At 67.4% G+C, this 18,046-nt stretch carries 17 protein-coding genes and 1 pseudogene; 8 read left to right on the top strand and 10 right to left on the bottom strand.

The genetic code is table 11. The features are described from left to right. The 3 genes and pseudogenes from HMPREF1137_RS10445 to secA form a co-directional block, all read left to right on the top strand. A pseudogene (locus tag HMPREF1137_RS10445) lies at positions 1-252 on the top strand (competence protein ComF); the annotation flags it as partial. A gap of 174 nt (positions 253-426) precedes the next feature. Continuing rightward, positions 427-1,071 carry a ribosome hibernation-promoting factor, HPF/YfiA family gene (gene hpf / locus HMPREF1137_RS07930; RefSeq protein WP_009054039.1) on the top strand — a complete coding sequence of 215 codons (645 nt, stop codon included), beginning with the start codon at positions 427-429 and terminating at the stop codon, positions 1,069-1,071. 181 nt (positions 1,072-1,252) lie between these two features. After that, a complete protein-coding gene (secA, locus tag HMPREF1137_RS07925; protein WP_009053984.1) occupies positions 1,253-4,099 on the top strand; it encodes a preprotein translocase subunit SecA in 2,847 nt (948 codons plus the stop codon). Between the two features lie 86 nt (positions 4,100-4,185). On the opposite strand, the gene HMPREF1137_RS10440 is transcribed toward secA, so the two are convergent. Beyond that, positions 4,186-4,680 (bottom strand): Rv3235 family protein, encoded by a 495-nt coding sequence (locus HMPREF1137_RS10440; RefSeq protein WP_196792985.1) that lies wholly within the window; start codon positions 4,678-4,680, stop codon positions 4,186-4,188. Beyond that, positions 4,677-5,375 (bottom strand): LysM peptidoglycan-binding domain-containing protein, encoded by a 699-nt coding sequence (locus tag HMPREF1137_RS07915; RefSeq protein WP_009054013.1) that lies wholly within the window; start codon positions 5,373-5,375, stop codon positions 4,677-4,679. The genes HMPREF1137_RS10440 and HMPREF1137_RS07915 overlap by 4 nt, the downstream gene beginning before the upstream one ends. Positions 5,376-5,515: 140 nt before the next feature. Between HMPREF1137_RS07915 and HMPREF1137_RS07910 the strand changes: the two genes are divergently transcribed. Then, positions 5,516-6,082 (top strand): hypothetical protein, encoded by a 567-nt coding sequence (locus HMPREF1137_RS07910; RefSeq protein ID WP_009053965.1) that lies wholly within the window; start codon positions 5,516-5,518, stop codon positions 6,080-6,082. Here HMPREF1137_RS07910 and HMPREF1137_RS07905 read toward each other — a convergent pair. Next, the gene (locus HMPREF1137_RS07905; protein ID WP_009054023.1) at positions 6,076-6,288 is read right to left on the bottom strand and encodes a helix-turn-helix domain-containing protein; all 213 of its coding nucleotides are present in this window, start codon (positions 6,286-6,288) and stop codon (positions 6,076-6,078) included. The two genes, HMPREF1137_RS07910 and HMPREF1137_RS07905, sit on opposite strands and share 7 nt — an antisense overlap. A 145-nt stretch (positions 6,289-6,433) precedes the next feature. Here HMPREF1137_RS07905 and HMPREF1137_RS07900 point away from each other — a divergent pair, with 145 nt between their 5' ends. From HMPREF1137_RS07900 to HMPREF1137_RS07890, 3 genes are read left to right on the top strand one after another with little or no spacing between them, the layout of a single operon-like run. Continuing rightward, positions 6,434-7,072, top strand: a complete 639-nt coding sequence (locus HMPREF1137_RS07900) for an SAF domain-containing protein (RefSeq protein ID WP_231284067.1) — start codon at positions 6,434-6,436, stop codon at positions 7,070-7,072. Beyond that, positions 7,069-8,256, top strand: coding sequence for a CpaE/TadZ family protein (locus HMPREF1137_RS07895; protein ID WP_009054037.1), 1,188 nt, complete (start codon positions 7,069-7,071; stop codon positions 8,254-8,256). Before HMPREF1137_RS07900 ends, HMPREF1137_RS07895 begins: the two co-directional genes overlap by 4 nt. 2 nt (positions 8,257-8,258) lie before the next feature. Continuing rightward, positions 8,259-8,729 carry a DUF6912 family protein gene (locus HMPREF1137_RS07890; RefSeq protein WP_034497396.1) on the top strand — a complete coding sequence of 157 codons (471 nt, stop codon included), beginning with the start codon at positions 8,259-8,261 and terminating at the stop codon, positions 8,727-8,729. Positions 8,730-8,732: 3 nt separating this feature from the next. On the opposite strand, the gene HMPREF1137_RS07885 is transcribed toward HMPREF1137_RS07890, so the two are convergent. Continuing rightward, the gene (locus HMPREF1137_RS07885; RefSeq protein WP_009054002.1) at positions 8,733-11,807 is read right to left on the bottom strand and encodes an AAA family ATPase; all 3,075 of its coding nucleotides are present in this window, start codon (positions 11,805-11,807) and stop codon (positions 8,733-8,735) included. Continuing rightward, positions 11,804-13,009 (bottom strand): exonuclease SbcCD subunit D, encoded by a 1,206-nt coding sequence (locus HMPREF1137_RS07880; protein ID WP_034497389.1) that lies wholly within the window; start codon positions 13,007-13,009, stop codon positions 11,804-11,806. Before HMPREF1137_RS07880 ends, HMPREF1137_RS07885 begins: the two co-directional genes overlap by 4 nt. A gap of 101 nt (positions 13,010-13,110) precedes the next feature. Here HMPREF1137_RS07880 and HMPREF1137_RS07875 point away from each other — a divergent pair, with 101 nt between their 5' ends. Further along, entirely contained in the window at positions 13,111-13,839 is a 729-nt protein-coding gene (locus HMPREF1137_RS07875; protein ID WP_034497386.1) for a glutamine amidotransferase-related protein, read from the top strand. Between the two features lie 38 nt (positions 13,840-13,877). Here HMPREF1137_RS07875 and HMPREF1137_RS07870 read toward each other — a convergent pair whose 3' ends face one another. From HMPREF1137_RS07870 to HMPREF1137_RS07850, 5 genes are all read right to left on the bottom strand, one after another. Then, the gene (locus HMPREF1137_RS07870; protein WP_034497384.1) at positions 13,878-14,282 is read right to left on the bottom strand and encodes a hypothetical protein; all 405 of its coding nucleotides are present in this window, start codon (positions 14,280-14,282) and stop codon (positions 13,878-13,880) included. Between the two features lie 106 nt (positions 14,283-14,388). After that, positions 14,389-14,841 carry a hypothetical protein gene (locus HMPREF1137_RS07865; protein ID WP_009053976.1) on the bottom strand — a complete coding sequence of 151 codons (453 nt, stop codon included), beginning with the start codon at positions 14,839-14,841 and terminating at the stop codon, positions 14,389-14,391. Positions 14,842-14,941: 100 nt separating this feature from the next. Then, complete coding sequence (rsgA, locus tag HMPREF1137_RS07860; protein WP_009054019.1) at positions 14,942-16,027, bottom strand: ribosome small subunit-dependent GTPase A; 1,086 nt, start codon at positions 16,025-16,027, stop codon at positions 14,942-14,944. Beyond that, positions 16,027-17,379: a 3-phosphoshikimate 1-carboxyvinyltransferase gene (gene aroA / locus HMPREF1137_RS07855; RefSeq protein WP_034497382.1), complete on the bottom strand. Its 1,353-nt coding sequence runs from the start codon at positions 17,377-17,379 to the stop codon at positions 16,027-16,029. Before aroA ends, rsgA begins: the two co-directional genes overlap by 1 nt. Continuing rightward, the gene (locus HMPREF1137_RS07850; RefSeq protein ID WP_009053998.1) at positions 17,376-17,903 is read right to left on the bottom strand and encodes a DoxX family membrane protein; all 528 of its coding nucleotides are present in this window, start codon (positions 17,901-17,903) and stop codon (positions 17,376-17,378) included. The genes aroA and HMPREF1137_RS07850 overlap by 4 nt, the downstream gene beginning before the upstream one ends. Between the last annotated feature and the right edge of the window lie 143 nt (positions 17,904-18,046).

The raw sequence follows: 18,046 nt of genomic DNA, 5'->3' as shown, positions 1-18,046 counted from the left end.
GGCGTGCGCGTGCGGGTGGTGGACGCGGTGCGCCTGCGCATCGGCGCAACCTCCCAGTCGGGCAAGGCCGGGGCGCAGCGCACGGTGGGGCGCATGGGGTCGATGCGCGCGCTCGCGGTTCCTCCGCGCGGTGTTCTTGTGGTGGCGGTGGATGACGTGGTGACGACGGGGGCGACGATCCGGGAGATGGAGCGTGTGCTGGGTGGGCTCGACGCGGTTGTGGCGATCTGCCGACCCGGACTTATCACATGACGCAGGTCACCGGCTGCGGTATGATGTGGCTACAGACTTTCGATAGCGTGAGCAGCAGGGACGCTCCTCACGTCAGTGCGGGAGGTGATAGCTCAGACCACGGTTCGGGCAGTGAGCACCGAACAATCCCCACCTGCGGGCAACGATGCCCGCCGCACACCATGGAGGAAACACATGGACATCACCGTCGTCGCACGTAATGCCGAGATTCACCCGAATTTCCGGGAATACGTGGAGGAGAAGGTTTCGAAGATCACTCAGTTCTACCCCCGCGCTCAGCGCGTCGATGTGGAGCTGACTCACGAACGTAACCCCCGCCAGGCCGACACCGCCGAGCGCATCGAGCTGACCGTTTACGGTAAGGGCCCGATCATTCGCGCTGAGGCTCAGTCCGCTGATCGCTACGCGGCCGTCGACATTGCCGCCGGCAAGCTCTACGAGCGCTTGCGCCGCCTGCGTGATCGCGTGAAGGACCACCGCCGTCGGTACCCGCGCGACCTGGCCGAAGCCGAAATCCTCGAAGCTCCCGTCGTTGAAGAGGTGGCTGCACCCGAACCCGAGGCTCCCAAGCCGCTGCGCAGCGCTGAGGACCTGAAGGTCGGAGAGGCCCGCGAGGAGCAGTGGGGTGATACCCCGATCATCGTCCGTCAGAAGGTGCACGAGGCCCCGCCGATGAGCGTGGACGAGGCCCTGGACCAGATGATGATGGTTGGCCACCCCTTCTTCCTCTTCGTCGACAAGGACACGAACCAGCCGTGCGTCGTCTACCACCGCCACGGGTGGACGTACGGCGTGCTTCGCTTGAACACGACAATCTGACGGTTGAAGGACCGCGGCGCCCCGGGCACCGTGCCCGGGGCGCCCCCGTGTGCGCTGTGAGCGTTAAATGCGTCCATGTTCGCGCGGGCGTTTCCACTTTGGGCAGTTAGTTCGTAAACTAATGGGTGGATTTGACTGTCCGCTCTACAAGGGGGCGGGCTATAGACGTCAGGAGCTATTCGTGTCGATTATTGACAAGATCCTTCGCGCGGGCGAAGGACGTATGCTGCGCAAGCTGGACCGGCTTGCGTCGCAGGTTGATGCCTTGCAGGAGGACTTCGAGGCTCTGACGGACGAGGAGCTGCAGGCTAAGACCCAGGAGTTCAAGGACCGCCTCGAAGAGGGCGAGACCCTGGACGACATCCTGGTCGAGGCGTTTGCGACGGTCCGTGAGGCCTCGTGGCGCATCCTGCGCATGCGTCCCTTCCACGTCCAGGTCATGGGTGGTATCGCCCTGCACCAGGGCAAGATCGCCGAAATGAAGACCGGTGAAGGTAAGACCCTGGTCGCGACCATGCCCTCGTACCTGCGCGCGCTGACCGGCAAGGGCGTGCACGTCGTGACGGTCAACGACTACCTGGCGAAGTACCAGTCGGACATCATGAGCCGCGTCTACAACTTCCTGGGCCTGACCTGCGGCTGTATCCTCGTGGGTCAGACGCCTGCCGAGCGCCGCGAGATGTACGCCTGCGACATCACGTATGGCACGAACAACGAGTTCGGCTTCGACTACCTGCGCGATAACATGGCGCAGGTGCCCGAGGATATGGTCCAGCGCGGCCACGCCTTCGTCATCGTCGACGAGGTTGACTCGATCCTCATTGACGAGGCCCGTACCCCCCTCATCATTTCGGGCCCCGCGGATGGTGACCTGAACCGCTGGTACGTGGAGTTCGCTCGCATCGCGCGTCTGCTGAAGCGCGACGAGGACTACGAGGTCGACGAGAAGAAGAAGACCGTTGGCATCCTGGAGCCGGGCATCGACAAGGTCGAGGACCAGCTGGGCGTGGAGAACCTCTACGAGGCCGCGAACACCCCGCTGATCGGCTTCCTCAACAACGCGATCCGCGCCAAGGAGCTGTTCTTCAAGGACCGCGACTACATTGTGGACGGCGGCGAGGTCCTCATCGTCGACGAGCATACGGGCCGTGTCCTGCCGGGCCGCCGCTACAACGATGGCATGCACCAGGCGATTGAGGCGAAGGAAGGCGTGGAGATCAAGGCTGAGAATCAGACGCTCGCCACGATCACGCTGCAGAACTACTTCCGTCTGTACCCCGAGGGCTCCCGCTCGGGCATGACCGGTACGGCCGAGACCGAGGCCGCGGAGTTCGCGTCGACGTACAAGATCGACGTCATCCCGATCCCCACGAACAAGCCGATGATCCGCAAGGACCAGTCCGACCTCGTCTACCCGACGGAGAAGGGCAAGCTGAACGCGATCATCGAGGACGTCGTCGAGCGTCACGAGGCCGGCCAGCCGGTTCTCATCGGTACCGCCTCGGTGGAAAAGTCCGAGCTGTTGTCCCAGATGCTCAAGAAGAAGCGCATCCCGCACGAGGTGCTCAACGCTAAGCAGCACGCCCGTGAAGCCGCCATCGTCGCGATGGCAGGCCGTAAGGGTGCGGTCACGGTGGCCACGAACATGGCCGGTCGTGGTACCGACATCATGCTGGGCGGTAACTCGGAGGTCATCGCTCAGAAGAACCTGGCTGCGGAGGGTATTGACCCGAAGGAGAACCCGGAGGAGTACCGCGAGGCGTGGCCCAAGGCTCTTGAGGCCGCGGAAGAGGCCGTCGAGGCCGAGCGCGAGGAAGTGCGCGAGCTGGGCGGCCTGTACGTGCTCGGTTCGGAGCGCCACGAGTCGCGTCGTATCGACAACCAGCTGCGCGGACGAAGCGGCCGTCAGGGCGACCCGGGCGAGTCCCGCTTCTACCTGTCGATGGAAGATGACCTGATGCGCCTGTTCAACTCGGGCATGGCCCAGCGCATCATGGCCTCGGGCGCATACCCGGAGGACATGCCCCTGGAAAACCGCATGGTGTCGCGCTCGATTGCGTCGGCCCAGCACCAGGTGGAGGCCCGCAACTTCGAGATCCGTAAGAACGTCCTGAAGTACGACGATGTCATGACGGGTCAGCGTGAGACCATCTACAGCGAGCGTCGCAAGGTGCTCGAGGGTGAGGATATGGGGCCGCAGATGCGTGCCTTCATGGAGTCCCTCGTGACCGGCCTCGTCGACGAGGCTATTGCCGACAAGGCCGTGGACGAGTGGGATCTGCCCACCCTGTGGGAGCACCTGCGCGCCTACTACCCGCCGTCGGTCACGATCGAAGAGGTCGAAGAGGAGCACGGCGGCGCCGCGTCCCTCGTGCGCGACGACCTGGTCAACGAGCTGGTCGGCGATATCCACGCCGTCTACGCGGACACCGAGGATCGCCTGAACGCCAACCCGCTGGCCCAGGCGCAGCTGGGCGATGAGCCCATGCGCACTCTCGAGCGTCGCGTTGTCATCTCCGTGGTGGACCGCCTGTGGCGCGAGCACCTCTACGAGATGGACTACCTGAAGGAAGGCATCGGCCTGCGTGCGATGGGTCAGCGTGACCCGCTCGTCGAGTACAAGGACGAGGGCGCGCAGATGTTCCAGGCGATGGTCGAGCGTATCCGCGAGGAGTCCGTCCAGCAGGTGTTCTCCTACGCCAAGCAGTTCGAGCGTGCGCTGGCGGCCGCTGAGGAGGAAGCCGGTGGCTCGATTGCCTCCGCGACCGTTGCTCCCGAGCAGGCCCCCGCCTCGTCCGAGACCGCCGAGCCCAGCGTTGAAGAGGTTGCTGCCGCCGAGTCCGCTACCTCCGAGGCCGCGCGCGAGGCCGTGGCTCACGCCCGTTCCGTCATGGGTAACGTGGGCCGCGCGAAGGCGCCGAGTCGCGTGAGCTACAGCTCCGCCGAGGGCACCGAATCGGCCGGGTCGTCGTCCGGTGGTAACCGCGCCGAGCGTCGTGCGGCCGCCAAGAAGCGTCGCCGCCGCTGAGCTGATTGCTACAGCATACGGGTGAGGGGTTCCTGCGGGAGCCCCTCACCCGTTTCTGTGCCGAAGGCCCGGCCTCGTCGCCTTGGTTAGGCGAGCTCGAGTGCCGTCATCATCCAGCGCCCGCGGTATTCCTCGAGGCGCAGGGCGAGCGCGTACGTGCGAGACGCGGTGGACACGATGACGGCTGCCTCGGTGGTTGCCGCATCAATCGGACACGTGCGCACATGGATTGGCCGTGTGCTGCGCGCACAGGGGGAGAGGTGGACGGTTGTGAGCGCGCCGTAGAGCTCGGGGAGGAGCCAGCGTCGCAGCTGCGGAGCCTGGCGTGCCCCAGTGACCACCTCGATGATTGCACGCGCAAGCGTGGCGGCCCACTGCTGGGCATCGGGCAGATCGCGCGGCGTGGGCGCATCCGTGCGCTGCGGCGTCTGCGAGAGTGAGTGACCGTGGGGAAGCGCCTCGTTACGACTCCAGCGGAAAGGCGCGGGCTGGACCGGACGGGTGGGGCTGGGACGCGTTGACGCCGCCCGTCTCAACCTCGGCTCGATGCTGCGAGGCCGGGGTGCGATTTGTGCGCTCATGGCAAGTCCTGGGGGAGTGTGAGTTGTTGGCCGGGATGGATGAGGTCCGGGTCGGGAATCGTGCCCGCGTTGGCCTCGTGAATAGCGCGCCACGTTGCGTCGATGCGGGTGTCGTCAGCTCCGGGATGCAGGGACGCGGCAATCGACCAGAGGGAATCGCCCGGCGCGACTGTGATCGAATCGGGGGAGGTCGATGCCGGTGCGGTGGAAGAATCCGGCGAGGCGCGCGGCGGCTCCTGGGTGGGCTCGCAGGGGTGTGGGCTATCCGCCCACGTGAGCGAAAGCCCCGGTGATGAGCTCTCTTGCGGAGCCGCTATCGAAGCAGCAATCGGTGCGGCGCTCACTAGCGCGGACCCGATGAGTGCGCTGGCACCTGCCCGGGCGAGCATCGAGCGCGCCAGCCTGGTTCCGCAGCGCGCGACGAGCGCGTGCGCGATGCGACGCACGGCCGGCGGTGCACCACGCAGCAGTGCGAGGTGGGCGCACGCCGAGCTGAGGAGGCTCCAGATCAGCAGGAAGAGTGCAAGCACACCGAGTATCCAGACAACCAGAGTCTCCGGGTGCTCGGGTTCGAGGGGAGGGGCGAGTCTGGTCAGGTAGAGCGAATCAAGGAAGGCCAGCGGGGTACCGACCAGCCAGAGAAAAGCATCGGACAGGTGTTCCTGACCCAGGGGAGTGCGTGAATCATCAGTCATGGTGAACTCTTCATCGAGTGAGACGGATTCGTTGCATCCAAGTATCCGCTTCGTTTCAGTATGTGTCAATACGTTTATTGAAATGATATAAAAATGTGATGTGGAGCGCTTTGTAGGCGGGGGTGTGGCATCGTAGGGGCATGGATATGTCAGCATTCATCGCCGAGCTGGAAGCGCGCTTCGACGAGCAGCGCGTGCGCGACCTTGAAGAACTTATCGATGAGCTCACGGATGCTGAGCGTGCGTCCGTGACCCTGTCGGCGCGGCTCGCTGGTGCCTCGGGCATCGTTACCCTTGCGTTGCGTGGCGGACGGGTCGTGTCGGGTCAGATCCTTGACTCAACACGAACGTGGGTGCTCATGCGTGGAGAAAATGGCGACAGCCTCGTCATGCTGTCTGCCGTCGTCGGCGCCTGGCCTCTGGGTCGTAGTGTCGCCCGAGAATCATCGATCAGGGGTGGGGTCGGTGTCGGGCATGTGCTACGAGAGCTGAGTGCGCGCGGAGTCGGTGTCGCCATTGAGTCCGACGGTGGGGACCACAGGGGGGTCATCGACGCGGTCTATGCGGACCACGTCGATGTCGCCCTGAGTGGGGCGGCCGTCAGCTTTGACGGCCGCGATGAGCAGGAAGGGGTGACCGTCTCGCTGGCACTCGCGGGGCTTCGTCGACTCCGCGTCATCGGCCAGCGATGGTCGACCGATTACTGAGTGTTTTCCGCCTTCTGACGCTCGCGCGTCGCGACGTATTGATCCTGGATGAACTGCTCCAGGACCGATTCTTCGATCCTCCACACGTGCTTGCCGCCGACCTGAATGGCCGGGAGCTCGCCGGAGGAAACGAGGGCGCGGGTGGCTGACATCGTGAGATTCAGGGTCTCGGCGACATCAGCGAGAGTGAGGAATCGTGTTGCCATGGCAACATGCTATCAGTTGACGTTGCTTCGTTTGATTGGTTTGAGTCGGCAATTTTTTACGTGTCATGTTGCCGATCAGATCGGTTGGTTGTGATGAATAGTGGGCAACCTACCGCTTTTTCGATTGAGCGTGCATCATAGAAGAGTGAAACGCGTCTCAGCTTCAGTGTCGATTCCGACGCGCGCCCCCGGCAAGGTGGACCGCCGATTCATTATCGGAGTGGTCCTCGTTATCGCGTCCGTGATCGCCTTCAGTGTCCTCAGTGGCTTCCTCCGGGGAGGAACCCGCGTCTACACCGTGACGACCACGATTGCGCCCGGCGATGCCATCACCGCCGACAACGTGCGTGAAACCGTCCTTCGCGTGGATGCCTCCGTCTATGCCCCAACATCCGAGGCTCCCATGGGGTCCGTCGCGACGCGTCAGCTTGCGCCCGGGCAGATCCTCATGCGCTCCGATATTGCGCAGGAGACAGCGGAAAGCGCGGGAGACACGGTTCGTCTTGCGGTGACCGTGACCACCGGCCTTCCGGATGAGGTGGCGGACGGCACCAAGATTCGTCTATGGACGGTGCCGACGCGAACGCAGGCCCAAGGAATCGCACCGGCGCGCGAAATCGAGGGAACCTTTACCTTCGTGCGCACGATTGAGGCGACCTCCTCATCCCAGACGAGGAGGGGACAACGCATCGAGATTCTCGCTAATTCCCAGTCTCTTCCGGTTCTCCTGGCCGCTCAAAGTTCCGCGGATGGACTGGCTGCAGTTCCCGTCGGTGCGCCATGAGTTCGGTTCACGGGGTCGTCATACTGGCTGATCAGAGATACGAAGCACCCCTCATCCAGGCGATACAGCGCCACGGCGATACCCTGGCGATTGTTCGACGCTGCGCCGACCTCGCCGAGGTGATCGCAGCGGCCCGCGCGGGCGTTGCGGACCTGGCCGTCATCGACGGCAGCGATCCGGACCTGACGGCCGAATCTATCCATGCGCTGCGCTCGTGTGGCATGGCGGTCGTCGCTCTAGCAGCGCACGCAGAACGGTCTCGGCTTGCGTCCCTCGGTGTCGCCTCCGTTGCGGCCCCGGGAAGTCCCGAACAGGTCGTCAATTCGCTCATCGCGGCCACGCGCAACGTCCGTGTTCATACCGCTGTATCCGACGAGCAGCCTCCGCCTCCGCCTCCTCCCTCGTCTCCGGGGACGGTCGTCGCCGTGTGGGGCACCAGTGGGGCACCCGGACGCACAACCATCGCGTGCGGCCTCGCGGCGATTCTTGCGCGCAGCGCACCGACCCTCCTCGTCGATGCCGACACCGCCAACCCGACGATTGCGCACCTCCTCGGGATGCCCGTCCAGGCCTCGGGCCTGTCGATCCTGGCGCGTACAGCCTCGCGTGGGCCCCTCACACCCCAGGACATCAACGTCGCCAGCGTCCTTCGCTCCGAGGGGCTGCGCGTCGTTACCGGCCTCGTGACCCCGCACCGCTGGCGCGAAGTCAGTCGTCCGAGCATCGAAACGATCGTCGGCGCACTGCGTCTGAGCGCCCGCTACTGCGTCATTGACGTTGCCTCCACGTCCCTGGAAAAAACTGCTCGGGGTGCCAACCGTGACGACGCTGCCCTCGGGGTGCTCGAGCGTGCCGACCGACTCGTGATCGTCGCGCGAGGGGATATCGTCGGTATCAACCGCCTCTCCTTCGTGGCGCGTTGGTGGGAGGATCATGGGCGTGATCTTCCGGTCGATATCATCGTCAACCGCGTGAGTACGGACGCGATCGGCCCGCACCCGGTCCCATCCTTACAAGCCGCGATCGGTGCCTTCATGCCTCATCGTCTCTTTCATGTCGTCGATGAAGACGCGGGCGTCGGGCGGGCTGCTCTGCGGGGCAAAGCGCTCGGCGAGAACGGCACGCGTTGCACCGCCTCCGACGCGTTGGAAGCCATTGTCGCGCAGTGGATGCCTACACTGTGATCATGCGCGTCTACGTTCCTGCCGTCCTGTCCGACCTGTCCGTCCTGCTGCCGCCCGTGCGCAGCGGGGTCCTGTGTGTGCCCGAGGCCGGCATGAGCGGCGAGGACATCGAGGTCCTCGAGGACGACGCCATTACCGAGGCGGCGCTGTCCTCCCTTGAGCTGGCACGCGAGACGGAGGGGGCGGGGCTGGCGCGCGTCGTCCTCGCCGTCGACACGCCGACCTCGACGACGCTGACTCCCGGCGAGCAGATCGAACCCCACATCTTCGAGGCCGCGGCCTTCGAATATACCTGGTCGGACGTGGCCGCTATCCTCGCGGACCTGCCCGACGCCTCGCCCGCGGTCCAGGCCGTCCTGGATGCTGACACCCAGGACGACGCCGACGAGGCCGTGGCCGCCCTGTGGGAGTCCTCCCTGGCGTGGTTCGACCGCTCCGAGCGCCCCGCCGTCCTGGCCCTGCACAAGGGCTGATACCTACGCGCGTACGCGCAGGGTTGATCCCCCCTCCGGCAGGGGCCGTACCTGGATCTGGTCCGCGATCTGGGTCGCCATCTCTTCCACGTGTGAGATAACGCCGACCGTTCGGCCCGCGCAGCGCAACGCCTGGAGCTGTGCCATGACGAGGCTGAGCGTGTGCGAATCCAACGAGCCAAAGCCCTCGTCGATGAACATCGTGCGCAGTTCGATGCCACCGGCCTCGGCTGAGACGACGTCCGCGAGGCCAAGCGCCAGCGCAAGAGACGTGTAGAACGTTTCCCCGCCCGACAGCGTGCGCGGGCTGCGCAGCGCATCCGTGTCGTGATCGATGATCGCCAGGCCAAGGCCAGACTTGCGCGAGGCGGTGCCGTCGTCGGGGACGGACACGAGCTCGTAGCGTCCCGACGAGATTGCCGCCAGACGCGGGTTCGCGGCCGCTAGGACCTCCTCTAGTCGCGCGATGAGCACCCACGCCGACAGGGGAGTGGACGCCAGGTTCTCCGGGCCCGATGCGGCAGCGATGTCTGCGAGGCGTCGGATGGGGCCCGCCTTCTCCCGTGTGCGGGCAAGCGCTTCCAACGCCTCTTCGAGCGAGGCACGGGCGGCGTCCAGCTGAGCGCAGTGCTGCTCGAGGATACCTGAGGCCCGAGAAGCCGCAGCGGCGTCCTCCTCGGCCTTGCGGGCGGTCTCAGTGAGAGCCTCAAGGTCCGGTGCGGACGCTGCTGCCGCGCGGGTTAGGCGCTCCGAAGCAAGCGCCTCGCGCGCCGCGAAAAGTGCCTTCTCGTGCGCGGCCACGCGCGCCTCGAGAGCCTCGACCTGGGGGAGTGGAAGCAGAAGCGTACGCCACGAGTCCGCCCCAAGGCCCTGTTCCGTCAGCGCATCCGCGAGGGCGCGGTGTGCCTGTGCGAGCGCGGCGCGGGCGTTGTCCCAATCGGCGCAGGCACCGGCCAAGGCTGCCGACCGATGTGCGCGCTCATCCAGGGCTGCAGCGCGCTCGTCGAGTGAGTTGTAGTCGGCGCGCTCAGTCTCCACGCGAGCCACAGCCGCAGCCAGGGCGGATTCGCGCTCCTGCAGGGTGGAGGCGAGGGATGCGGCACTCTCGCGGGCACTCGCGAGGGCATCCGTCAGTCCGTCGAGGCGGGTACGCTCCTGCGCGAGGGCCGCCTCTATCTCGCTGATCTGTGGGGTGAGCGCCTCGAGCTTTGCGACGAGTTCGGCCGCCCGATCCCTCTCGGTCTCGAGCGTCGGCGTGGGGGCACCGGCCACCTCGTTGAGCTGAGCGATACGGCGTACGAGGTCCTGGTGGCGCGCCTGCGCATCCCGCAGCTCGCTCTCCGCGCGGTCTCGCGCCTGGTCCAGCTCGGCGACCTGCTCGCGCGTGATCTCCCCGTCCGCGGCAGGTGCGGGAGCCGGGTGAGCGGTGGACCCGCACACGGGACACGGCGTGTCCTCCTCGAGTTCGCGTGCGAGGGCCGACGCGCTCTGTGCGATCCACAGGTCGTGGCCGTCCGCAGCTGCGGCGTTCGCGAGCTTCGCTGCGACTGTGGCCTCGCGCAGCTCGTCCGATGCGCCGAGGAGGGCCGAACGAAGCAGGTCCGCCTGCATCGAGGCGTCGAGACGCTCGTTGAAGGCGCGCAGCGTGGACGCGGCCTCGGGCAGGGTGTCGGCGTCCGCGCGCATGAGGCGTAGGGCCTCGGTGGCCTGCTCGATGCGCAGGGGCAACGTCTCGCGCTCGGCCTCGATGGACGCGACGCGCGCCGAGGCCTGCTCGCGGCGGGAGCGCAGCGACTCGATCTGAGCGCGTGCCTCGGGCAGCGAGCGCTCGACGGTAAGGGCCTCCTCGAGCGAGCCGCGCGTGCGCGTCGCCTTGTCGCGCAGGTCCTGCGCCCGCGCGCCGATCTGGGCTACGGCCTCGGGCGTGAGGGAGGAGGGATCGATGGCATCCCCGTCTCCGAGGGCGGGGGACAGAGCCGCGACCTGGTCTCCTGCGGTCTCCAGGCGATCGCGTGCCGAGGCCTCGGCCGCGTCGAGGGGCGCCACGGCCAGCGCTCGGCGGGCTTGACCCGCGCGCTCACGGTCGGATGCGATTGCTTCCTCCGATGCGGCAAGCTCGGCGAGCGTCGCGCTCACGCGCGCGTGCTCCGCCCGGGCCTCCGCCAGGGCACGCCCCTCAGACAGGGCGCGGGAAGCCTCCCGCGCGGTTGCCGTGGCCGCCTCGGCAACGCGCAGGGTCTGCGCGTGCGCCTCTCGCGCGCGATTGCATGCTTCCTCAGCCCAGCGTGTCACGGTGCTGGAATCCTCCGCGCCCGCGTCCAACTGAGCGGCCTCCTCGGCCTCGGCTGAGCGCTCCTGCGCGCCGGGTGCATCCGTGTGCACGTTCTCGCTCAGGGCGTCATCCAGTGACCGCACGCGCTCGAAAGCGCCAACGGCGGCGAGGCGCCGCTCCTCGATGCCGCGCTTCGACGAGGCGGCCGCATCGACGAGGGCCTTCGTGAAGTCCACGTAGATCTGCGTGTCGAAAATGTCGCGCAGGATCTGCTCGCGAGCATCCGACGTGGCGTTGAGGAACTGGGAGAACTTGCCCTGCGGGAGGACGATCGTCTGCAGGAACTGATCCTTGTCCAGGCCCACGATTGCCGGAATCTCGGAGCCCACGTCGCGCGGACCCGACGCGATCGGCTCGACCGTGCGCCACCCGTCCGGAGCGTCCGGGTCCTCCACGACGCGAGTGAGCGTCGACTTCGAATTGCGCTGGGATTTCTTGCCCGCCGGGGTGTACGCGGGGGTGCGCGTCACCCGGTAGATGCCCGTCGCCACCTCGAACACCAGGTCCGCCTCCGACGGATCCGAATCCGAGATGTGGTTGGAACGCAGCCGGTCCTTCGACGCATCCTTCGTGCGCGCCACGTCGCCGTACAAGGCGAAGGTGATCGCGTCGATGAGCGTGGACTTTCCCGCGCCCGTCGGCCCGTCCAGCAGGAACAGGCCCGAGTCCTCGAAGGCCGAAAAGTCGACCGTGTGCTCGCCCGCGAAGGGGCCGATGCCCACAATGCGCAGCCACCGAATCTTCACTGCATGTCCTTTCCTCGAAGCCCCGCCCACACATCCAGGGCGAGCTCGCGCTCCTGAGCGCTCAGCGCCCGCCCACCCACGGCCTCGTAAAACTCCTCCGTGACCTCGCGCGGATCGCGGGACGCGCGCACGGCCATCGCGGGAGCCAGCGAGGGGGCCTGGGAGGGACGGTGAACGACGACGAGGGCGTGCGGGTAGACCTCGCGGATGCGCGGAACCATGCGCTCGGGGCGCGCGTCGTCCGTGACCGTGATCGACAGGTACGAGGCCGTGGTGGCCTCGTCGGGATCCGCGAGCAGCTCATCCATGGTTCCCTCGAGCACCGCGACGGCGCGCAGCGTCGGGATGGGAACCACCTCGATGTCTGTCACCGAGGTGGCGTCCGTGGTTACGAGGGTGATCGACTTGGCGGCCCCGGCCTCGGAGAAGGAATACGCGATGGGGGAGCCCGCGTAGCGGATCGGGACGGATGCGCCCGAGATGTCCTGCGGGCGGTGCAGGTGCCCGGCGGCCACGTAGTCCAGGCCGTGGGCCAGCGGCTCCTCAGCCCCGAGGGTGTCGAACAGGTCTGCCGATACGGAGGGCACGCCGCCCACCTGGATGTCGCGCTCGGAGTCCGAGGCCTGGGCGCCCGTCACGAAGGCGTGCGGCATCGCGATGGCCGGACGCTCGTCGCCCGCGTCGCGCCTGTCCGAAAGGTCCGCGCGCACCCGGCGCAGGGCGGCCGCCAGGACCGCCTGGTGGGAGCGGGGCAGGGGAGCGGGCAGGTCGTCCTCGCCCCGCACAGGCAGGTCCGACAGGCTCTGGCGCACGAGGTCGGGCTCCAGGTAGGGCATCGGGTAGACGAGGGCGCCCCCGGCCTCGACGGGCGTGCCGATCGCCTCGGGGTCCGTCACCACGTGCAGCGAGGGGGTCAGCATGTCGGCGAAAAGCCCCAGGCGCGCCGCCCCATCGTGGTTTCCCGAGGTCAGGATGACCGTCGTGATCTCCGTCAGCTCGCGCAGGGCGCGGCGCATCCGCGCGAGCGCATCCACGGGCGGGACCGCACGGTCGAACACGTCGCCCGAGATGAGCACGGCGTCCACGCCGCGTTCACGCACCAGGGCCACCAACCACTCGATGAACGCGTCCGCGCTGTCGCCCAGGGACGCGCCGTGCAGCGTGCGCCCCAGGTGCCAGTCGGAGGTGTGCAGAATCAACATGTCTCCAGTGTGGCAGAGGGCGCCCACATCTGCGTCCGTCACACACGCTTGGAAGGCGGACACCTTCTGCATGCGCGCAGGTAGTCGATAGCATTGTGGGCATGACCAAGCCCTTCCTCATGCTGACCTCGCGCGATGACGGCCCCGTCCTGGCCGCGGAGAGCGCCGACCTGCCTCGTTTCTCGGGACTGACCCCCGACCAGGTCCGCCAGGTGCGCATGGAAAGGGAGCTGCCCGACCTCGACCTGTCCGAGTACTCGGGCGCCTTCGTGTGCGGGTCCCCGTGGGACGCGAACGCCGACGACCACCTGAAGGAAGAACGCCAGGTGCGCGCCGAGGCCTGGCTGCGGTCCTTCTACGACCGCGCGCTCGGCGAATCCTTCCCGATCCTGGGCCTGTGCTACGGACTCGGTACCCTCACCCTGCACCTGGGCGGCGTCATTGACACCCATCACGGTGAGGAAATCAGCGGCATCGCGCTGACGAAGACCGACGCGGGGCGCGAAGACCCGCTCCTGGAGGGCACGCCCGACCGCTTCTACTCCTACGTCGGCCACCACGAGGCCGTGCGCGAGCTGGCCCCGGGCATGCAGGTCCTCCTGGCCGGTGACGACACCCCGATCCAGATGGTGCGCGTGGGCGAGGCCGCGTGGGCGACCCAGTTCCACCCCGAGATGGACCTCGAGGGTGTCAACGTGCGCATCGACCAGTACGCGGGCCGCTACTACCCGGTGGAGAAGGCCGAGGCGATCCGCGCCCAGGTCGCGACCGTGGACACGGATCCCTCGCGCCTCGTGCTCCAAAACTTCGTGCGCCGCTTCCAGCGCTGACCCTCGCCCGACGCGCGGGGCCGCGCTGCGCGGTGCGGTTAGCGGGCCTTGCGGCGTAGGTAGAAGAAGATCACCATGGTGACGATGGCCAGGACGGAAGTCGTCATCATTGAGTGGCGGTAGGCCGTCATCTCGCCCGTGCGCGGCACGAATGCGCTCACCATTGCTGTGATGACGCACAGACCCGCGCAGACGAGGCCGATGCGCTCGACAACGAAGTTAGCACGGGTTGGCGCGTAAATTTTGCGCGCAGATCCCGGCAGCTGCATGCCAAAGGTGGTCGCGCAGACAGCCAACGTGAAGGAAGAAGTCCTCAAACGGCCAAGTTCGGTGAATGAGTACACCATGAGAAACACGATGGCGATGAGAGCAACAATGAAGACAACGCGGATCATTTGCTCGCTGTCAGGGCGCTCCGGGGAAGAGTTTTCGGGATTCGACATGCCCACCACTCTAGCGGGACGCGGCACGAGGCAACCACCCCTCGCCAGCTAGCGGGCGAGGGGCACCCTCGCCGCGGACTCTTGCCGTGGGTGCCTGTCTGCGTGTCTAGCGGGCGGGGGGAAGAAGCCCGCGGCGGCGCGCACGCTCCTTGGAGACGAGGAGAATCGTATAGAAGCAGAGGGCAACGAACACGGCCCCCATGGCAACGTTCCATGGTGTGTTGTAGGGTTCGGGGTCGACGCCCCCGTCCGTGATATCGCCGACGATGACAGCGGCGGTGCATACGAGGGCGCAACCCATCACCGCCCACTCGCAGGCTCGAAGGACAGGATGAGCGCCAGGAATCGCGCGCGAATATCCTGGCATTTGAGAAGCGAGGCCCGCCACCGCCGCAGCAAGCGTGTAGTCCCTGAGCCGATTGTCTATCCCGAAAAAGGTGCCGCCAATCGAATAGACTACTGTGCCGATCAACAGCGCGAAGAAGAAGTAGCGGAGGGCCTTGTCGACACGCGAAAGCCCCGCGGTGTTGCCGATGAGGTTCTGCTCGATGGTGGACATAGCGATCACGACCTTGTGAACCAGAGATAGCGACCATCGCTATATACCCATTGTCCACGCAGAGGGGGCGGTGTCAAGCGCTTTCGGCACACATTTTTGCTTACCGGGCTGCCTTGCTGGCAGCCTCCGCCGTCGCCACGGCCTCGAGGAGCCTGCGCACCGACGCCACGCGGGAAGCGCGCTCGGAGCGCACCCGATCCGCATCCTCATCCCCGGCCTCGTCGATGCTGAAGGGGCCGGTGGCGCGCGCGTAAGTGTCAAGTGCGCACGAGGGCTCCTCCTCTCCGTGCGAGCACAGTGGCAGGCACCAGGCGGCCGCCTCCGCGACGTCCGGGAAAACACCCAGCACGTCTGCGACGCTCACGTGCCCCAGCCCGAAAGAACGCACACCGGGCGTATCCACGATCCAGCCGCCCTCGTCCAGCTCGAAGGCCTCCGAGGACGTGGAGGTGTGGCGTCCCCGTCCCGTCACCTCGTTGACGTGCCCCGTCGCGCGGCCCGCGCCCGGCACCAGGAGGTTGATGAGCGTGGACTTTCCGACCCCCGAATGCCCCACCAGCACCGACCAGTGGCCGGCCAGCAGGTTCCGCAGCTCGGCGACGCCCGGATCGGCCTCCCCGGCCTCGGCGGTCGTGAGCACGACGCGCACGTCAAAGTCCTCGTAGGCGGCGATCAGCTCGTCCGCACTGGCCAGGTCCGCCTTCGTCAGCACGAGGACGGGGTCCAGGCCTGCCTCGAAGGCGGCGACCAGGCACCGGTCGATCATGCCGGTGCGCGGAGGCGGATCCGCCAGCGCCACGACGATGCACATCATGTCCGCGTTCGCGACGATCGCCTTCTCGCCGCGCTGATCCGGCGCGTCCTCGAGGGAGCGGCGCAGCACCGAGGATCGTTCCTCGACGGCGACGATGCGCGCGAGCGTGTCGGGGCGCCCGGATAGGTCGCCGGTCAGGCGCACGCGGTCGCCCATGATGACGGAGCCTCGCCCCAGTTCGCGGGCGCGCACGGCGACCACGCGGGTGCCGTCAGCCTCCAGGCTCACCTGGTAGCGGCCGCGGTCGATGCCGATGACGCGCCCCAGCGGCTTCGAGGACCAGTCGGGCCGGTCCTTCGTACGCGGGCGCGAACCCTTGCCGGCGCGCACGCGCACGCGCGGGTCGTCGGTTCCGGTGTCGCGGCGGGCCATCACTGTTCCTCCTCGATCAACGAGGCCGGGGCAGTCGGGGGGCTTGCCTCACCGTTTTCGCTCACGAGCGTGGCCCACATGGCCTCGAAGGTGGGCAGGGTCTTGGAGGTGCACGCGATGTCGTCGACCGTGATGCCGGGCGTGATGAGGCCCAGGATCGCGCCGAAGGTCGCCATGCGGTGATCCGCGTACGAGCGGATCTGTGCGGCGTGGAGCGGGCGCGGCGTGATGATCAGTCCGTCCTCGGTCTCTTCGGCCTGCCCGCCGGCGCGGTTGATCTCGGTGACCAGGGCCGCCAGGCGGTCCGTCTCGTGTCCGCGCAGGTGCGCAATCCTGCTCAGGTGCGAGGGGGTCGAGGCGTAGGCGCAGATCGCGGCCAGGGTGGGGGTGAGCTCTCCGACCTCGGCCATGGTTGCCTTGATGCCCGGGTAGTTGCCGGCGCCGGGACCCGTCAGGGTCAGGCCCTCCTCGTCCAGGGTGATGGTCGCGCCCATGTGACCGAGCAGTGCGCGCCAGGCGTCGCCCGCCTGCGTCGTCGCCCCCGGCCATGCCGGGATGCGCACGCGCCCGCCCGTCACCATCGCGGCGGCCAGGAAGGGGCCGGCGTTGGACAGGTCCGGCTCGACGGTGACGTCGCCGCCAACGGGGCGCGACGGGAAGATATGCCAGGTGGAGAGGTGCGCGCGCCCCTCGTCCACGACCTCCAGGTCGATGCCCGCGCCCGCGAGGGACGCCAGCGTCATCTCCACGTGCGGCATCGATGGGACGACGCCCGGAGCCGACACGAAGAGGGGATCGCCCACGAGGGGAGAGACGAGCAGCAACGCGGAGAGGAACTGCGAAGAGGAGGAGGAGTCCACCCAGGCCTGTGCGCCCAGCGGCGTGTGGATCGGGCCCTGGATCGTGAAAGGCAGGTGCCCGCGCTCACCGTGATACGTGACGGTCGCGCCCATGCGCACCAGGGCGTCCAGGAGCGGCCCCAGCGGGCGCGCGTAGGCCTGCTCGTCCCCGTCGAAGAGCGTTTCTTCGGGCGACAGCGCCGCTAGGGGAGGCAGGAAACGCATGACCGTGCCGGCCAGGCCGCACTCGATGCGACCGCCGCGCGGCGGCAGCGTCATCGGCGTGACGCGCAGGATGCCCACGCCCTCGTCCTCGACGCGCGCGCCCATCACCTCCAGGGCAGCCGCAAACAGGCGCGTGTCGCGCGCGTCCAGGGCACCCCGAATGACGGAGGGAGAATCGGCGACGGCAGCCAGGTACAGGGCACGCGCCGTGATCGACTTCGAACCCGGCACCTCGACCGTGGCATCCACGGGGGAAGTAGCCAGGGGAGCGGGCCAGGGCGCGCTCACGAAGCGGTGCCGCTCAGACGCTCCACGACGGCGGCCTCTGCCGCGGCTATCGCGCGGCGCTGGTCGCGGCGCATCGCGTGGGCGACGAGGGCCGAAGGCTGGCCGACGCGGTCCGTCGACGCGAGGAGGACGCCGGCGGCCAGACCCGCCTTATTCAGCGTGCGGTAGCGGCGGCGCTTGATCTGCTCCTTGGACAGGCCTCGCGTCGTGCCGGGCAGGGGAGCGTTCACGAGGGCCATCGGCGCGCCGATTGCAGCCAGGGTCAGGGCGGCCACGCGGGGCTTGCGGCCCAGCGCGAAACGCAGGCCTGCGACGACCGTGACCGCGCCCGTCACACGGGTCGCGACAGCCAGCTGCTGATCCGTGAGCGGCTCCAGGCCGACCGCGTCGGTCGCCTTGGTGATGAGAGGACGAACGCCCGCGGCGCGCTCCACGTGGAAATGCGGATGCATGAGGGCATCAACCCCGTCAGCGATGAACGGGGCGGCGAGCAGGGGACGGGCAACAACGCGCAGCAGATTCATACCCCTATTGTTCGACACCTTTGCCCTCGGGGGAAGCCGAACGGCCCGGCTACTCCCAAACAACGGGATGAAAGTGGCGCAACGCACAGTTAGTGGGGGTTGTGGAATAAAGAGGGGCGTGAGGCGTTGCCCTCAGTATGACC

The organism is Actinomyces sp. ICM39, from assembly GCF_000282935.1.
GTDB lineage: Bacteria > Actinomycetota > Actinomycetes > Actinomycetales > Actinomycetaceae > Pauljensenia > Pauljensenia odontolytica_B.
The sequence above is the reverse complement of the archived record's forward strand: the minus strand, read 5'-3'. Positions and strand labels throughout refer to the sequence as shown.